At 60.9% G+C, this 14467-nt stretch carries 19 protein-coding genes; all 19 read right to left on the reverse strand.

Translation table 11 applies throughout. From position 1 onward, the window contains the following. Position 1 precedes the first annotated feature (1 nt). The 19 genes from HBN68_RS22410 to HBN68_RS12990 all read right to left on the reverse strand — a co-directional run bounded on the left by HBN68_RS22410 (position 2) and on the right by HBN68_RS12990 (position 14441). Positions 2 to 2395 (reverse strand): phage tail protein, encoded by a 2394-nt coding sequence (locus tag HBN68_RS22410; RefSeq protein ID WP_169964387.1) that lies wholly within the window; start codon positions 2393 to 2395, stop codon positions 2 to 4. A 9-nt stretch (positions 2396 to 2404) separates the two neighbouring features. Beyond that, positions 2405 to 2929 (reverse strand): phage tail protein, encoded by a 525-nt coding sequence (locus HBN68_RS12905; protein ID WP_169964385.1) that lies wholly within the window; start codon positions 2927 to 2929, stop codon positions 2405 to 2407. After that, a complete protein-coding gene (locus HBN68_RS12910) occupies positions 2926 to 4098 on the reverse strand; it encodes a baseplate J/gp47 family protein (RefSeq protein WP_169964382.1) in 1173 nt (390 codons plus the stop codon). The genes HBN68_RS12905 and HBN68_RS12910 overlap by 4 nt, the downstream gene beginning before the upstream one ends. Then, positions 4095 to 4412 carry a DUF2590 family protein gene (locus tag HBN68_RS12915; protein WP_169964380.1) on the reverse strand — a complete coding sequence of 106 codons (318 nt, stop codon included), beginning with the start codon at positions 4410 to 4412 and terminating at the stop codon, positions 4095 to 4097. Before HBN68_RS12915 ends, HBN68_RS12910 begins: the two co-directional genes overlap by 4 nt. Further along, positions 4409 to 6631 (reverse strand): phage tail tape measure protein, encoded by a 2223-nt coding sequence (locus tag HBN68_RS12920; RefSeq protein WP_169964378.1) that lies wholly within the window; start codon positions 6629 to 6631, stop codon positions 4409 to 4411. The genes HBN68_RS12915 and HBN68_RS12920 overlap by 4 nt, the downstream gene beginning before the upstream one ends. Positions 6632 to 6637: 6 nt before the next feature. Continuing rightward, entirely contained in the window at positions 6638 to 6790 is a 153-nt protein-coding gene (locus HBN68_RS12925) for a hypothetical protein (protein ID WP_169964285.1), read from the reverse strand. 11 nt (positions 6791 to 6801) lie between these two features. Continuing rightward, positions 6802 to 7089, reverse strand: coding sequence for a putative phage tail assembly chaperone (locus tag HBN68_RS12930; RefSeq protein WP_169964376.1), 288 nt, complete (start codon positions 7087 to 7089; stop codon positions 6802 to 6804). A gap of 39 nt (positions 7090 to 7128) precedes the next feature. Further along, positions 7129 to 7542, reverse strand: a complete 414-nt coding sequence (locus HBN68_RS12935; RefSeq protein WP_262373518.1) for a lysis protein — start codon at positions 7540 to 7542, stop codon at positions 7129 to 7131. Positions 7543 to 7586: 44 nt separating this feature from the next. Next, positions 7587 to 8120 carry a lysozyme gene (locus tag HBN68_RS12940; RefSeq protein ID WP_169964372.1) on the reverse strand — a complete coding sequence of 178 codons (534 nt, stop codon included), beginning with the start codon at positions 8118 to 8120 and terminating at the stop codon, positions 7587 to 7589. After that, complete coding sequence (locus HBN68_RS12945; RefSeq protein ID WP_169964370.1) at positions 8117 to 8323, reverse strand: hypothetical protein; 207 nt, start codon at positions 8321 to 8323, stop codon at positions 8117 to 8119. Before HBN68_RS12945 ends, HBN68_RS12940 begins: the two co-directional genes overlap by 4 nt. Continuing rightward, positions 8320 to 8532, reverse strand: coding sequence for a TraR/DksA C4-type zinc finger protein (locus HBN68_RS12950; protein ID WP_169964368.1), 213 nt, complete (start codon positions 8530 to 8532; stop codon positions 8320 to 8322). Before HBN68_RS12950 ends, HBN68_RS12945 begins: the two co-directional genes overlap by 4 nt. Further along, complete coding sequence (locus tag HBN68_RS12955) at positions 8532 to 8981, reverse strand: phage protein (RefSeq protein ID WP_169964366.1); 450 nt, start codon at positions 8979 to 8981, stop codon at positions 8532 to 8534. The genes HBN68_RS12950 and HBN68_RS12955 overlap by 1 nt, the downstream gene beginning before the upstream one ends. A gap of 5 nt (positions 8982 to 8986) precedes the next feature. Then, positions 8987 to 10102, reverse strand: coding sequence for a DUF2586 domain-containing protein (locus HBN68_RS12960; RefSeq protein ID WP_169964364.1), 1116 nt, complete (start codon positions 10100 to 10102; stop codon positions 8987 to 8989). Between the two features lie 10 nt (positions 10103 to 10112). Then, positions 10113 to 10793 (reverse strand): virion morphogenesis protein, encoded by a 681-nt coding sequence (locus HBN68_RS12965; RefSeq protein ID WP_169964362.1) that lies wholly within the window; start codon positions 10791 to 10793, stop codon positions 10113 to 10115. Then, positions 10783 to 11226 carry a phage tail protein gene (locus HBN68_RS12970; RefSeq protein ID WP_169964360.1) on the reverse strand — a complete coding sequence of 148 codons (444 nt, stop codon included), beginning with the start codon at positions 11224 to 11226 and terminating at the stop codon, positions 10783 to 10785. Before HBN68_RS12970 ends, HBN68_RS12965 begins: the two co-directional genes overlap by 11 nt. Then, positions 11223 to 11684, reverse strand: a complete 462-nt coding sequence (locus HBN68_RS12975; protein ID WP_169964358.1) for a head completion/stabilization protein — start codon at positions 11682 to 11684, stop codon at positions 11223 to 11225. The genes HBN68_RS12970 and HBN68_RS12975 overlap by 4 nt, the downstream gene beginning before the upstream one ends. Before the next feature lie 96 nt (positions 11685 to 11780). Next, positions 11781 to 12500: a phage terminase small subunit gene (gpM, locus tag HBN68_RS12980; RefSeq protein ID WP_169964356.1), complete on the reverse strand. Its 720-nt coding sequence runs from the start codon at positions 12498 to 12500 to the stop codon at positions 11781 to 11783. Beyond that, complete coding sequence (locus HBN68_RS12985; RefSeq protein WP_169964354.1) at positions 12497 to 13516, reverse strand: phage major capsid protein, P2 family; 1020 nt, start codon at positions 13514 to 13516, stop codon at positions 12497 to 12499. The genes gpM and HBN68_RS12985 overlap by 4 nt, the downstream gene beginning before the upstream one ends. Position 13517: 1 nt before the next feature. Then, positions 13518 to 14441, reverse strand: a complete 924-nt coding sequence (locus tag HBN68_RS12990) for a GPO family capsid scaffolding protein (RefSeq protein ID WP_169964352.1) — start codon at positions 14439 to 14441, stop codon at positions 13518 to 13520. Positions 14442 to 14467: the final 26 nt, after the last annotated feature.

Below are 14467 nucleotides of genomic sequence, written 5' to 3' on the forward strand. Positions count from 1 at the left end.
GTTATTTCCCCAATGCCAGAAAGAAGGCTTGGCCCTGATATGAAAAGGTGCCGCCCGCGTTCCAGAGGAAGCGCGAACTGTCCACAACTTGGTGAACTATCCCGACGTTGTTGCTGAAACCACCCACCGTGGTGGACATAAGACCGAACACCATCCCGAAGCACTCGGTTGGAAACGGGGTCGGGAAGTACCGGTAATCACTGTTGGAAACACACTCGCTGGTGGTCGCCCACTGCAACACCCAACCGCCGAGCCAGGTGGGGGCGGCAAAGTAGCCATTGCGCCCGATCGACCAAGAGCAACCCCGGCGCAGTTTTTTCGGGGTGACGATGGTGCTGTCATCGTTCCCCGCATCGATCTGGTCTTCAGAAGCAATGCGCGCCACGCCCACTTCGGCGGTAGTGGCCAGCTTTGAGCTGTCGATGATTGTGGCTTGCCCTTTAAACACAATCGGGTTGGCCCCGGCCTCTGCACGTCGCACGATCAGTTGACCGGCCGCCCCCGCCATCACCACCGCAGGCAGCCCGGTGTTGTGGCGCATCCATTTGGCGCCGTCCCAGTAGCAGTTTTGCGACAGGCAGGTCTCGCTGATAGAGCTTATAAAACCGTACTGACCGGCATGAATGTCCAGGCTGTCACCCGACAAGGGATTACGGTTTGGAATGGCGTCGGTGATGCCGTAGTCCTTAAGCGTGGTGCCCTTGTCGGCTTTTTTATCCAGCGTTTTGTTGATGACAACCAGGTCTTTATTGATCTGCCCCACGCTCACATTGGTCTTGTCGATCGCGTTATTGATGGGCACCAACAAGCCGTCCACCTGGTTGGCACTGTAGGTGTTGCGACTGTCCATTAACGTGGCGTCATACGCCCAGACAATTGGATTACCCCCGGCCTCCGCCTTGCGAATGATCGCTCGGCCATTGGTGACGGCAATACAGGCGGCAGGCTTGCTGGTGTCGTGACGCATCCAGCGGCTGTCCGCCCAGTAGCAGTTCTGGCACAGGCTGGATTCGAGAATCGAACTCACAAACCCGAAGCTGCCCGCATGAATGTCCAGGCTGTTGTTGGGCAACGGGTTGAGGTTGGGAATGGCGTCTGTAATGCCATAGCCCCGCAATGTTGTGGCCTTGTCGGCTTTAGAATCCAACACCAGATTGAGCGCCGTCAGCAGGCGATCGATTTCAACAATGCTGTAGGTGTCGCCACTGTCGCGGATCGAGGCTGAAGAGGTCCAGGCTATCGGGTTTTCCCCTGCGCCTGTGCGCTGTACCCGCAAGCGGCCACCGCCACCGATCAGCACAACAGCTGGCTTCGTCACGTCATGGCGCAACCAGACACTGCCGTTCCAGTAACAGTTCTGGCACAGGTGGGTTTCGCTCTCGGCAGACACAAAAGCGAACTGCCCGCCGTGCAGATCCAAGCTGGTACCGGGCAACGGGTTGACGTTTTGAATAGCATCGGTGATGCCGTAGGCCTTCAGCGTCGTGCCCTTGTTGGCCTTTTTCAACAGCTCGGATTCAACCCAACTACGACCGGCAAAGTGCTTGACCAGCGCGTCTGTGATCGGCTCGGGCTTGCGCATGTCGGTGATGGTGTTGGAATTGGGAATGTCGGCCAGCGGCACCACGTAGTGACGCACCCCAACGCTGTCGGTGTAGTCGGGCAACGAGGCGCCAAAGGTCACTTTCCAGCTGACCACGGCATCGCTCAACTGGCGTTCCAGGCACACATCCAGCCAGGCTTTGGTCGGCAGGTTGGCCGGGGCGACTGGCGTGGCCGCCGCTGACAGCACCCGCACGCCTTCGATGTAGGCAATACCGGGCTTGAGCTGGCACACCGCCCCGACTTTCTCCAACTGAAAACCACCGTCAAAGAAGCACGCACGCCCGAACATGTCGCGGTTACTCAGACGCTCGCGCTCGTCGATGCTGTGCAGGCGCACGGTGAAGTCGTGCTGCCAAGTCTTGGCGTCGATGGTGATGCCGGTCAGCGCCTGGGCGCCGTCGAACACCACCAGAAAGTTGCGGGTGACGTTGTTGCCGATTTGCAGCGGCGGGATGTTGCGGCGCTTTTGCTGCACCGGCACGTAGGCCACGGCCAACAACACGTTTTCGGCAGTTTCGAGGCCGATCCAGTTCCAGTCGAAGTCCCCGATGTCGCTGCCCATCATCAGGCTGTAAACCACTTGGTTGGGGTTCACAAAGCCTTTTTGGGTCACCTCGTAGGTGGCCACGACCTGGCTCACGGGCGGCTTGGCCGCGCCACGGTTTACCGGGCCGTTCGGATCAAGGCCCGGCACGTTGGCCAGCACGAAGCGGCTGACGATCAGGGGTTGTTGTGCGCCGACTTTCTGCGCGATCAGGCTTTCACCTGCAAGAGTAATGCTGGCACCCACGGGAGGCTCCTACAGGCTGGCAACCAGCGTTTGCTGGTCGTCGTTAAAGTCCACCGCGACGATGCGCAGCGATACAGGGGTGATGGTCACGAAGTCATAGCGGCGGCACGTGCGCCCGTACTGCTGGATCAATACCCGCATCAGCTCCGGGTTTTGCGACAGTTGCGAATCGGAGAGGCGCAGCAGCACAACGTCCCAGTCCCGATCGGGCAGGCGCTCGTCGATCTCCACGTACCCAACGCCCAGGCGTTGCAAAATGCGTTTGAGCCCGGCCGTGCTGCCCGCATCCACCGCGTTAATAAAGGCGAACTTGACCCGCAGCCGGTACAGGCTTTCGGGCTCGTCCTTGAAGCGGCTGATGTCGCGCTGCCAGGCCAGCAGATCGAGCACGGTCAGGTGACAGGTCTCGGCGTCCATTTGCAGCAGTGGCCACTGCAACCAGCCTTCGACCTTGTTCCACCAGGACTGGCCAGCGGCCTTGAGCTTGCTCAGCTGTGGGCCGTCGAGCCAGAACGGCAACTTGAGTTGGATCATGCGAGCGTCACCTCCAGACTGTTGATCCGGGGGATGCTCAGTTCCGAAACGATGTCGGCGTTGTCAAAATGCAGCGACTCGATGCCGGGGAACTGTTGGTGCAGCTCTTCGCCCAGTCGGCTAAAGGAAAAGCGCGACTGCGGGTAGGTCAGGGTCGGCTGGTAGTCGATGGCGGTGCTTTCGCGGAACGCTGCCCGCACGAACAACGCCACCTCGTCGCGCAGGCTGTCGCGTTTCTCATTGCCGATCAGGGCCCGTGGCCACAGGGTCAGGCGGATGGCGTGTTGGGTTTCGGGCATCACCATCACCACCAGATCATCGCCGTGGCCATGGTTGCCCTGGTCCCGGATGTGGGCGTTGATTTGCTCCAGATACGTGTCGGCCGGCACGTCCGCATCGAACAGCACATAGGCGTTGGCACTGCCGGGGCCACGAGGTGCGCCGTGCAGAAAATACACACCGTCCGGGCGCACGCCGGGGAACGCTGAGATCATCGCCCGGTACACCGCGTCGGTGTGCCACTGGTTGACCGCCGAGAACTGGTTGCGCACGCGCAAGCGCAGTTGCTCGTCCGGCTCAGCGTCGGCGCCGGGAGAGATTAGCCAGCCGTCTGCGTTCACCACCTGCGCAATACCCGCCAGTGGCACCGGCAAAATGGCGAAGTAACCGGGCGCCAAGTTGTACCCACTGCCCACTTCTTGCGCCTCCACCGGCACTTCCAGTTGCAGCAGGCCATCGGCAAAGGTCGCGGGTGTGGTGGTGACCAGTTGATAAATATGGCCGTTGATCGCGGACGACTGCACCACGATCCCCGCAGGCAATTCCAGCGTGCCACCGGCTGCAATGCGGGTGAACAGGATCACGCCCTTGGCCTTGGTCGCGCCTTTGCGCTCGACGTTGACCGCCCAGGCCAAGGTGTCCAGCCACGCGTTGCTTGCGGTTTTCACAAAGAAATTCGGCAGTACGGTGTCGCTGATAAAACTGATCAGCCACATCACCGGCTTGGTCACCAGCGCGGTAATCAGCCGCCAGAACGGCGAATAGGCGCTGGTGTTGCTCAGCTTGCTGCCTTGGGTCGCCACCTCGCTTTCCCACGCCTTGCGCAGGCCCGCTTCGGTGGTTGGAATCCCGGCGTCTGTCAGTGCTTGCTTAAAATCCACGTCGCTCACAGGTACACCTCGATCGGGCCGAACTTCAGGGTTTTCGCCGTGACCAGGTACTTGCCGGTGTCGTACGACTGAATCAGCGCGGTGCCCGGCACCAGGCGCACGTCGGCCTCCACCAGCAGCTCCAGTTGCTGGATGCAATCGCGCTGACGCAGACGGCTGCGCTCGGCCACCAACGTCACCAGCAAGCCGCTTTCGCGGATCATGTGCGCAATGTCCTGGGCAATACTGGCGCGGTCATCGATGAGCAACGGTTGGCGCGACGGGTCCAGTGCCAAGTCGTTGCCGACAATCCACAGGTCAATGTATTCACTCATCCGCCCACCGCCATGCTCATCATGTTTTCAAGCTCCAGCGGGCTCATGGGTTTGGTATTGGTGATGTTCAGGTTCTCCACGTGGGTGCCCTTGTTCTGGGTCTGAGAGTTGTTCTGAATGCTGCTCAACAGACCGCCCTTGGGCACAGCGTTGGGCCGCGACGGTGACAGGCTGCTCAGCGAGCTGTTGAGGCGCTCCTGACTTTGTTCGGCCTTGGCTTGCGGCGGTGCCGCCGTCACCAGTGCAGGGACTTGCAGCGGCGGTTGCAGCGCATCGTTTTGCGGCATGGCCGGGGTGGTCAGCGCCCGAGGGCCGGGGATGTTGGGTTGCGCGGGGGCCGGTGCCATCACCAACGGCGGCGCTTGGGGCACGAGCTGCAACGGGCTTTCCATCTCCGGCAGCATGGCCGGGGGGGCTTTCGGCGCGGGTGCCATGACCAGCGGCGGCGCCAGTTGGGCCTGCATCTGGGCCACGCCGATGTCCGGCACCTGCGGCGGTGCTGGCAGGTCGCCAAACGCGGTATCGATCTGCACCCCGGGGATCTTGTTCAACATCTCGATCAGGCCATTAATCGCACCTTTAAAGATGTTGATAATCCCGTCCCACGCGGCCTTGGCCATGCCCGTCCAGCCACCCATGGAATTGAACCAGTCACTCAAGCCATGAAGCTGGTCACTGACCCACTTGAAGGCCTCGCTGTTGAGTAGCGCGGCGGTCCATTCATCCCAGTAGTAAACAGCCGCGGCTACGGCGGCGATCAATGCCACTACGCCGACCACGATCCACACGATGGGGTTGGCCAGCAGCGCCGCGTTCACCAGCCAGATCGCGCCTTGCCACAGCAGCATGGCGCCGCGAACGAGGCCCATCCACGCGACCATGGCCATCATGCTCAACACGAAAGTGGTGGCCATGGCCACGTGAATCAGGAACATGGCAATGCTGCGAAAGCCCGTCCAAGTGAGGATCTTCCAGACCGTCACCAGGCCCAGCCACACCATCTTGCTGATCCCGACCACCAGCGTCAGCGCGGACATCACCGCCGTGATGCCGAGCACGGTCAACGCTGTGATACTCACCACGCGGGTGATGTTGGGGAACAGTTGCGACCAGCGCGTCAGGGTTTGCGCCACGCCCGTGAGCTTGGCCATCAGCGGTTCCAGAATCGGAATCAAGGCTTGGCCGAAGGCAATACGCAACGCCTGCACAGCGGCGCCGAACTGTTGCCACGGGTCAACCATCGCCCGCGCCATCTTGTCGGCGCTCTCCAGCCCGCGCACGTTGCCTAACTGCTCCATGCCATTGCGCAAACGCCCGGTGTCCTTGGCCAGAGCGCCAATCACCCGCGCCCCTTCACCGCCAAAAGCATCGGTCAGGGCAGTGCCTGCGGCAGCGGTGGTCAGGTCGCCAAACTTGCCTTGCAGCTTGTCCAGGATGTCGAGCATCGGCAGCAGCTTGCCGTTCTGGTCGGTGAACTTCATGCCCAGTTTTTCCGACCCTGCGCCGATGTTTTCAAACAGCGCCTTGTACATGCCCCCGGCGTCGCCGCCTTCCATGGTGCTGCTCAGCGTGCCAATCACCGCGAATTGCTCGGCCAGATCGACACCGGCCGTGGTGGCGATCGCGCCGACTTCTTTAAACGCATCCTTGAGCTGGGCGCCGTCGGTGCGGAACAGCTGCACCGCCAACGCGGTTTGCCCACCCATCTTCTCGACCCACTGGCTTTTGCCCATGGCGTCGGCCTGATCCTTGAACAGGTTGTACATAGTGCCGACGTAGGCGCCCATGGTTTCGGCGTCGGTTTTGGTGGCCTTGGCCAACAGGTTGCTGGTGTTGGTAAAGGTGGCCAACTGGCTGCCGCTCAAGCCCTTGATCGCGCCCTCGATGCTGTATGCCGAAGCCACAAAGTCGCGGGCGTTTTCACCGTAGGCCACCGAAAACTCCAGCGACTTACGGTTGAGCGCAGTCAAGGCGTCCTCGGCCACACCCAACGAGCGGACTTCGCCCAGGGCGCGGTTCATCTCCAGCGCCGGTTCCAGTGACTGGCTGATCGCAACACCCGCCCCCACCAAGCCACCCAGGCCAAGGCCCATGGTCTTGATGTTGTTTTGCCCTTGCTCGGCCAAATCCGAAAAGCTGGTTTTCACCTTGCCCAGGGGCGCGGTGATCTTGTCGGTCAGGCTCAAGATAAAGGCCAGGCGAGCGCTGCGATCTGCCATGTGTGGTTATCCGTTCAGGGCATGGGCAATGCCGTTAGCCACGGCAAATTCCATGCGTTTCCAGTACTCGTCTTCCAGCCACTTGGCCGTGCCCATCACCTCGGCAGTGGGCTCGGCACCGGGCAGCCAGCGGTTGGCCAGGGCCACTAACTGGCCCAAACCGTTCTCACTCAGTCCTTCGGCGTGGTCGAGGGCTTTTTTACGATGATTTCAACGTCCGGGCCGTATTCTTCCAACAGCGTGCCGGCCAGTTGCATCACCATCACCGGGTTGGCCAGCAGCGGCTTCAATGCTGCGCGCTGTTCTTGCTTCACCGTGGTCACCAGCAGGTTGTTGGCCGGGGCCACTTTGTTGTTCTGGTTAACGGCGTTGAAGTACTTGGTCACGTCTTGAGGGGTTAGCTCAAAGGTGAATTCGTTGGTGCCAATTTCCAGTTCGATTTCGCGACGTTCAGTCATGGGGTGTTGTCCGTTCAGGTTTAAAGTGGGTGATTCGGGTCAGCGCAGGCAGATCCGGCGCACGTGATCTTGCAGCCCCAGGATCATTTCGCGGCTGAGGGCGAGCTGATCGCGGAGGGTGAAATAATCCGGTCGAGCGTCTGTTGCGAGTTCGGCGGTGGCTGCATCAGCCACGCCGCCGGGGCCGGTTTGGTGGGGCTCGGGGGCACGGCACACGGCGTTGACGCGCAGCCGCTGACGGCCAGCGTCAACAGCGCGGCGCAGCTCAGTGTTTTCAGAACGTGCATGGTTCAGTGCCTCGCTTCGGGCTCGGTCAATGTCGTCACGGTCAGCCAGCATTTCGCCGCTGATTCGGGCCGCTTCGCGCAGTCCAGTGACTTCGATTCGGGCGCTGTCACGCTCGCGCACGGCGTCGTTTCGCTCATCCAGAAGGCGGTCCAGCAGCAGGCACATCAGCGCCCCGGCCAACAGCCACACCAGCGTTGAGCTGATCGAATTCATAACCCGGCCCTGCACAACTTGGCTTCGGCCAACCGGCGCGCATGCAGGCCGGGAACGAAGGTTTTGCGGCCCTGTGCATCGGTGACATACGCCCACACCGGGGTTTTGCCATCCGCCGCCCACGCCAACGCGTTGCAGCCCTCGGCAATGCGTCCGGCGTTTATCAGGCCCACTGCGCGACTGGCGCAGGTGCTGGGCATGCCGACGTTATGGCCGTGACTGCTCAGGGCGTCGAAGGTGTTCTGGCCAATACGTTGATTGGTCAGGCAGTCCGCCAGGGCAAGCTGGCCCTTCTCAACCACCAGCTGTTCAACTTCGGCGCAGCGGGCCGGTGACCAGTAATCACCTACCACCAACGGAAAAGGGCTGGTGTGGCGGGTGATGCCCTTGCACACCGTGGGCAGGCCACGGGCCAGCGTGTCGGCGTACACCACGTGCTGGCCTTCGCCTTCCCACTTGCCCAGAAAAGCGACCAACGAGGCGCTGGCCAGCGCAATGGCGCCGGTGGCGATCTTGTGGCGCAGGCTCATGGCTTGCGCTTCCAGTCGCGCAACATCTGGCGGTACTTGGGAGCCAACAGCAGGATCTGCAACACCATGTAAAGCGCGGTCAGCATGTAAGCCACCGCCGACCAATCGACGGCTCCGGTCGCACCGGTTGCAGCCACGCCGATGGCAGGTGAGGCTTTTACGATCGCAATGGCGGTGTCCTGGGCGGCCTGATTTGTGCTCATCGCAGCCCCTCCTTTTCAAACAAGGACTGGCACGGCACACAACGTAGGATCCCGCCCAGTGCCTGGCGGGCGGCAGGGATGTCGCCCTCACAGTCCAGGCACGCGGTACGGCTTGGCCCGGTCGGGCGCGCTTTGGCCAACTGGGCGGCAATCGCCTGATCGCGCTGACGTTGCTCCAGCGCCTGGGCGCGATCGAACGGGCACGACATCAGCTCAGACCCTCAGTCTCGGACGCAGCCAGGTACGGCACGCCGTTGATGCGGATAAAGTCCGGGCTGGTGACGTCAAACGGCACCTTGTGCTTGGTCTTTTCGCCGCCCTTGGGGTCGATGCTCAGCAGGCTGGACACCTTCAACTTGCAGCCGAAGGCCTCAATGCGCATTTCCTCTTCGCCGCTCTTGGCGAAAAACACGCTGTCGAACGGCTTCAACTCGCGAAAACTGCCCGCCGTGCGTGCCGCATCTACCAGCAGGCCGAAGTTGTAGCTGTCCAGCTCAAACTCGCCGCTGGCCGAGACGTCGCCGTCCACGTGGCCATCGGGCACGCCACGGGTTTGCGCCACGGCGCTGTTGTCGGTGATGTCGAGGGTGCAGCTCTCCACGTGAACCAGCAGGTCGCCCAGGTTCACGTCAAAATTCTTGCCGCCAATGCGTGACATAGGGGTTACTCCGTGGCGTCGTTGGAAAGATCCAGGGCGATGTTGGCCGTGATGTCTTTCGGGCAGTTGTGGGGTTTGAGCTTGATGTAGGCCTCTACGGCGGTTTTGCTCTTCCAGACCAGCACGATGTCGCCGTCTTTTGGGGTCTGGATTTCGCCGGGGAACACTTGCCCTGCGAACGTGACGGACTTGGCCATTGCTCGCAGGGGGGCCATCAGCGCGTTGATGTTCACGGCCATGCTGTTGGGCGTGCTGTTCAGGCGCCGATCACCCACGCGACGGATCAACAGCGGGCGCACCTGACGCGCTGCCTTGTCAGCCAGACGCAGATGCTCGATCACCTGAAAGTCACTGGCTGGGGTGTCCAGCAGATTGCCGTCGCCCCAGTACACGCCCTCGTAGTCCGGGTAGGTCTGTGAGACCGAGAACCGCGCTCTGTCCAGCTCGGCGCGAATCGCGGACGGCAGCGGCACGCCTTCAGAGTCCGATGGCACCGGGCCAAGGCCCAGCACTGCACCGCTGGCCACACGCATCGGTGTGTCAGCAATGCTCACGGCCGCATTCGCCAAACGACCGGCCAACACGCCCAGATCGTTGCCGTGCAACTGCGGCACCACCAGCACGCGGGGTGCGGCCAAGTCGGCGGTAATGGCTTTCTGTTCGGTCAGGTATTGCGACCACGGCTGCAACAGGGTGATGCCCGGTGACGCGGCCATGACGAACGAGCGACGCCCGTACACGTTGTTCAACTGGATCGCCGCGTCGTGCATGGCAGACAGTTCGTCGCCGGTGGTGACGGGTTTGGTGATGACCACCGCCTCGACCGAAAAGCCTTGCTGCTGAGCCATTTCAAGCGCGGGAGCCCACTCGCCCTCTGCGCCAATCGGTGCTGCTACGCAGGCCCAGCGGTCACCGCCATTGAGGCGCGCCGCAATGATCTGGGTTTTCAGATCACTTGGCGCAATGCCCAGGTCGTTGTCCAGATCGCTGTCGGTATTGAGGGCCAGCAACTTGCCGACGTTCTTGGTGCAGGGGCCAATAAAGAGGAAATAACGCTCGATCGCGGTCACTTCGCCCTGGCCCAGATTGAGATTGTTAACGCTGACTTTGCCGAGTGCCATGGTTGCCTCGTTAGCGGGGTGAATTTAGGATTTGTTCAAAGACCTGGTTAACCAGTTCGCGGGTTTCATTGCTGCTTTGCACGCCGAGGAACTGGCGTTTGGGCAGGGTGATGTCCCAGCTTTGTGCGCCCGAGGACTCGGTTCTTTCATCGTTCAAAATGCGGATCAACAGACCGGCCTTGGCGTAGTTCACATGCTCTTGAATCCACGCCACAGACGGTTTGGTCAGGTTCTTTTTGCCTTTGACGCGCACTCGAAAACCCAACTGACGCAAGCGTTTGGCCTGTTTGTCCGTGCAGGCGACACCGGGCGGGACTTTGTTCCAGCGGCGCATCTGCGCGGCCGTGCGGCGCTCGCTGACGCCGTTGTGCTGCTGGGATGCAACCCAACGCGTGAGGGCGTTTTTCCAGCCCAACTCGGCTTCGTCCGGGCTGACGCGAGTGACTTGCAGCAGCTTGGCCAACCCGGCTTCCATCTTCTTTTTGCCCTTGGCCGACCCCTTACGTTCAGCGAACGGCGAACCGTCCAGGTTTTTCTGCTCGCGCACGCGCTTGCGGCTCATCGAGCGCACGCGTTTGGTGACGTTGTTCAGCAAGCGGCGGCGCAGTTGTGGGCGCAGCTCCATCAAGGCCAGTTGCGCGTCAACGTTGAGCAAGCCCCGGACATCGAGGTCGAGCGGACTAGCGGCCATCGCTGCCCACCTCGCCTTCTTCCGCGACCCACAGGTCAAACGGGATGAATGACCAGGTCTTCTCGAACGCCTCGATTTCGCCGTCGGGGTCTTCGGCCAGGTACTGCGGCTCGACAAACTCCACGGTGATTTCGACGTCAGCCAGGTCGTTGTCCAGCATGTCGATGGCGAACGTGAGGGCTGGCAGCCCGTCGCGGTCCCGGTCGTTGCTCTCCAGCCAACTGCCGAGCAACGCCATCAGCCGTCCCGGCTCATCCGCAAAACGCTCCAGCACAATGGCGGCGCTATAACGCATGTCAGCAAAGTGCAGCCCCTTCACATCCGGCTTCCAGATCAACTCCAGACTGATCTGGTTGGCCCAGCTGTCGAGCTGCTCCGGCATGACCAGGCGGCGTTCGATCAAGTAGCTGGTAAGGGCTTGAAGCTTCTTCATAGCAACACCGCCGTAATGCGCCCACGCCCTTGCAGCGAGCGCACAGCCTGCTGACTGAAAGACAGGAAGGTCTCGGCGCGCTCGGGGGCTTCCTTGCCGGTATTTTCCGCGCTCTCGCGACGGGTCACGGTGGCGAACTGGGTCAACAGGCTGGCTTTGGCGCGTGCATACACGGCGCGCTTGTACGTCGCTACGTGAAAAGCACGCTCGGGCAGCACCATAGGGTCAGCAGATTCCACACAGACAACGCCTACGGATTGCCACCTGGACTTACAGCGCGCCAAATCGGTATTGACCTCGACCATGGCAGTGGTCAGATCCGCGACAAGCATGTCGCCCAGGTACTCACCCGGCAGGCGGTAGCCTTTCTGGAACTCGCCTACAGACAAGTCCGGCCAGAAGCCGTCGTTGTCGATGTGCTGTTCCACCAATGTGGTGGGTTTGCCTGAAAAGCTCATTGCCGGGCGCTCAAATAGGGCGGGAGAACTGTTTCAGGGAGGCAGGCCATAAATGGCTCACTCTCATCCACAGTTTCCCGCTGGGGGGGTAGTCGGTTATTCGAAGGCCGGTGCGGCCTGTTGTTTCGCCAACGCCTTACGGCACTTGGAGATGCGGGTTTCATTCCCGGCTTTGGGGTACAGCTCGGTCGAGCGCTCAAGGTGCTTGAGTGCGGTGTTCCACTCCCCCGCTTCCATGGCGCGCATGCCGATCAACTTGTGGTACTTGCTCGGGATCTGCTCCGTCAGTTCCCACTCGCCATCGACCAGCGGCAGCATGTTGCTCAAGTAGGGCTCAGGACTGCGCTCGGCGTTGTACTCAGCAAAGGCCCAATCGATCATCGCGTCCGCGACAAAGGTCTGGATGTCGCGGCGCTTGAAACGCTCCGGCATCACTTGCCCCTGCTCGATCGCGAAGTCCGCCAGTTCCAGACCGTCTTCGAACTGCTCGGTGTCGAACAGCCAGACCATCACCTGCACCAGGACACGGTTTGGAAAGCTCAGGCCCGATGCGCAGTAGCACTGCACATAGTCCTGGTACTTGGGCAGCAGCTCGTCGCGCTTGAGCGATTGCTTGCTGACCAGATTTTTCAGGTCGCTCAGGCGCAGCAGATCCTGATCCAAAGCCGCTTCCTGCAACATCAGGTGCTTGCGGGCGTTGGCCGGGCTACTCAAGGCATCAGCGGGCGAGTACGCCACAGGAGCGCCCGCTGCCTTAACCACCGCTGCGGTTCCCTGTGCCAAGGTGCGGCGCTTGTGCGCCAGGGCGAGACTCACGCGACCACCAACTCAACGTTTTCAGTCAGTGCGATCTTTTCCATTTGCTCGATCACATAACCTTCGTTGCGGCTGTTGTAGTCCTCGACACGGGAGCGTTTCGGGTTGTCGACCGTCTGCTTGCGCCAACTGGTGTCCTGGAAGTAAATCGACAGGTTGTCCCAACTGGTGACCAGCACCGCATTGACCGGGAAGTTCGGCACGCTGAACGCGGGCAGACCGCCGTAGGTGGCAATCACTTGGGCGTTTTCGATGCGCTCTTTTTCGGTCGGGGTATCGCCCTGTTTGGTGTACAGCTTGGCTTTGTCAGCGGCCAACAGGTCAGTACCGATGATCGCCACCAGGTCGCCGTCTTCGCGCAGGATTTCGTCAACCATTTGCTTGGTGTCATGCACCAGGGCGTCAAGGTTGGCGTAATCGCCACCGGCACCCAACGTGATCTTGCCAGCGTTTTTGCCCTCTTTGAGCACTTGTTGCGGGGCATCTTCACGCAGTTGCTGGAGCCAACCTTTGTTGACGTCCTGCAACTTGGGGTTAGCGTCCAGATCGGTCTGGGGTGCCGCCGTTTTACCGTGAAAACCGATCACAATTCGGTCTTGTGCAATGCGCTTTTGCACCGCAGCGGAATAGCGGTCTTGGAAGTCGGGAAACTTCGCCCATGCGTCGATCTTGGCGTATGGCAGGCCCACGTCAGACTGGGTATCCACCAGCTCATAGGTGGTGTTTTCCAGCGCCGAAGCATCCTTGGCCTGGCGGTCAGTGGTTTTGGTGTTGGTGCGGCCAGTGACCGGGCCATTTACACCAATAAACACCTTCTCGCCCTTGATTTCGCTGACCGGGACGATGTTGATGCGTTCCAGAAAGTCCGCTTTCGCCGTGATCGCGTCGTTCAGTTCCTGGGCAACGGAAGGATCAACGCTGAACATCTTGCTGGCACGTTCGACGCCATATGTATCTGCGATAGCGTCCTGCAATTCGGCGTAATGCTTGGCGCCCTTGGCGCTCAGTTGAGCCATGTCAGAGCACCTTTTTCTTGGCAGTCACTACAGGGCCGGAATGGCGTGGCAACTGGCGACCGGTCGCGGTGTTCTGCAAGGTGGAAAACTGCTTTTGCAGACTGTTCAACGCAGCCAGCACCGCCTTGTTCGACGAATTACCCTTGCGACGAAATTCACGCTCTTCTTCGGCAGTGGTGACGATCTCATCCACAGCAGCGCTGACATCATCGATCGGCTCTTGATCGGGCTCGGGCGCGTCTGCGGCGGCAGGCTCGATCACGGCCTGAATGCCAGCGGCGACAACCATCAATTGTTCAAGCAAGGCTTTGAGGGCCGTTGCAGTGGCTTCATCCATTGGGGGTTTGCTCTCTGTTTGAGGTGAGGTGGTATCGGCAGGTAAGACGTCGGCGGAAAAGCGCTTGAAAAAACCGGTCAGGGCGTTGATCAGCCCTGTTTCAGAAGGGGTTTGCATGTCGTCCTGCGGGCGGCCAAGTTCAACCGCGCCCGTGAAATACGTGCGCTGGCTGGTCTTGTTCGAAAAGTAGAGTTCTTGGGTGCCGGTACTGGCGGGCTCGTCCGTGACGGCCATTCCGGTCATATAGGCTTTGCCTTTACCCCGAAAATTCGGGTAGATCTCGATGCTGCTAAACAGCTTCTGACCTTGATCGTTCAGGGCCAGCAGGCGGTCGTTTGGCTTGAGTTGAGCCTCCAGCGCGACTTGGCCGGGCTCCAGGTCCTCGCCCTCTTCGATCAGGCGGACGGCAAACACGGTGCCGAAGCAGCCTTGCCAGCGTTCGTGTTCACACCAGATCACAGCGGTGTAAAACGACGGCTTGTAGGTCTCAGCGATATCACGCAGTTCCTGGGGAAGGATCTCGCGACCATCAGTGGTCGGGCCGCTGGTGGCGACACGTTTCCAGTACGAGACAAGGGAACGGGGCATGGTGGTTAACTGCGCTCAATCGGTTG

The sequence above is a fragment of the Pseudomonas sp. WS 5078 genome (assembly GCF_012985745.1).
Lineage (GTDB): Bacteria > Pseudomonadota > Gammaproteobacteria > Pseudomonadales > Pseudomonadaceae > Aquipseudomonas > Aquipseudomonas lundensis_A.

Coding starts and splice junctions, on each gene's coding strand:
- HBN68_RS12990 (WP_169964352.1), bottom strand. CDS start 14,441: ATGCCCCGTTCCCTTGTCTCGTACTGGAAACGTGTCGCCACCAGCGGC.
- HBN68_RS12920 (WP_169964378.1), bottom strand. CDS start 6,631: ATGGCAGATCGCAGCGCTCGCCTGGCCTTTATCTTGAGCCTGACCGAC.
- HBN68_RS12965 (WP_169964362.1), bottom strand. CDS start 10,793: ATGGCCGCTAGTCCGCTCGACCTCGATGTCCGGGGCTTGCTCAACGTT.
- HBN68_RS12975 (WP_169964358.1), bottom strand. CDS start 11,684: ATGAGCTTTTCAGGCAAACCCACCACATTGGTGGAACAGCACATCGAC.
- HBN68_RS12985 (WP_169964354.1), bottom strand. CDS start 13,516: ATGGCTCAACTGAGCGCCAAGGGCGCCAAGCATTACGCCGAATTGCAG.
- HBN68_RS12935 (WP_262373518.1), bottom strand. CDS start 7,542: ATGTGCCTGCTGCTGGACCGCCTTCTGGATGAGCGAAACGACGCCGTG.
- HBN68_RS12930 (WP_169964376.1), bottom strand. CDS start 7,089: ATGACTGAACGTCGCGAAATCGAACTGGAAATTGGCACCAACGAATTC.
- HBN68_RS12960 (WP_169964364.1), bottom strand. CDS start 10,102: ATGGCACTCGGCAAAGTCAGCGTTAACAATCTCAATCTGGGCCAGGGC.
- HBN68_RS12940 (WP_169964372.1), bottom strand. CDS start 8,120: ATGAGCCTGCGCCACAAGATCGCCACCGGCGCCATTGCGCTGGCCAGC.
- HBN68_RS12915 (WP_169964380.1), bottom strand. CDS start 4,412: ATGAGTGAATACATTGACCTGTGGATTGTCGGCAACGACTTGGCACTG.
- HBN68_RS12970 (WP_169964360.1), bottom strand. CDS start 11,226: ATGAAGAAGCTTCAAGCCCTTACCAGCTACTTGATCGAACGCCGCCTG.
- HBN68_RS12955 (WP_169964366.1), bottom strand. CDS start 8,981: ATGTCACGCATTGGCGGCAAGAATTTTGACGTGAACCTGGGCGACCTG.
- HBN68_RS12905 (WP_169964385.1), bottom strand. CDS start 2,929: ATGATCCAACTCAAGTTGCCGTTCTGGCTCGACGGCCCACAGCTGAGC.
- HBN68_RS12950 (WP_169964368.1), bottom strand. CDS start 8,532: ATGTCGTGCCCGTTCGATCGCGCCCAGGCGCTGGAGCAACGTCAGCGC.
- HBN68_RS12945 (WP_169964370.1), bottom strand. CDS start 8,323: ATGAGCACAAATCAGGCCGCCCAGGACACCGCCATTGCGATCGTAAAA.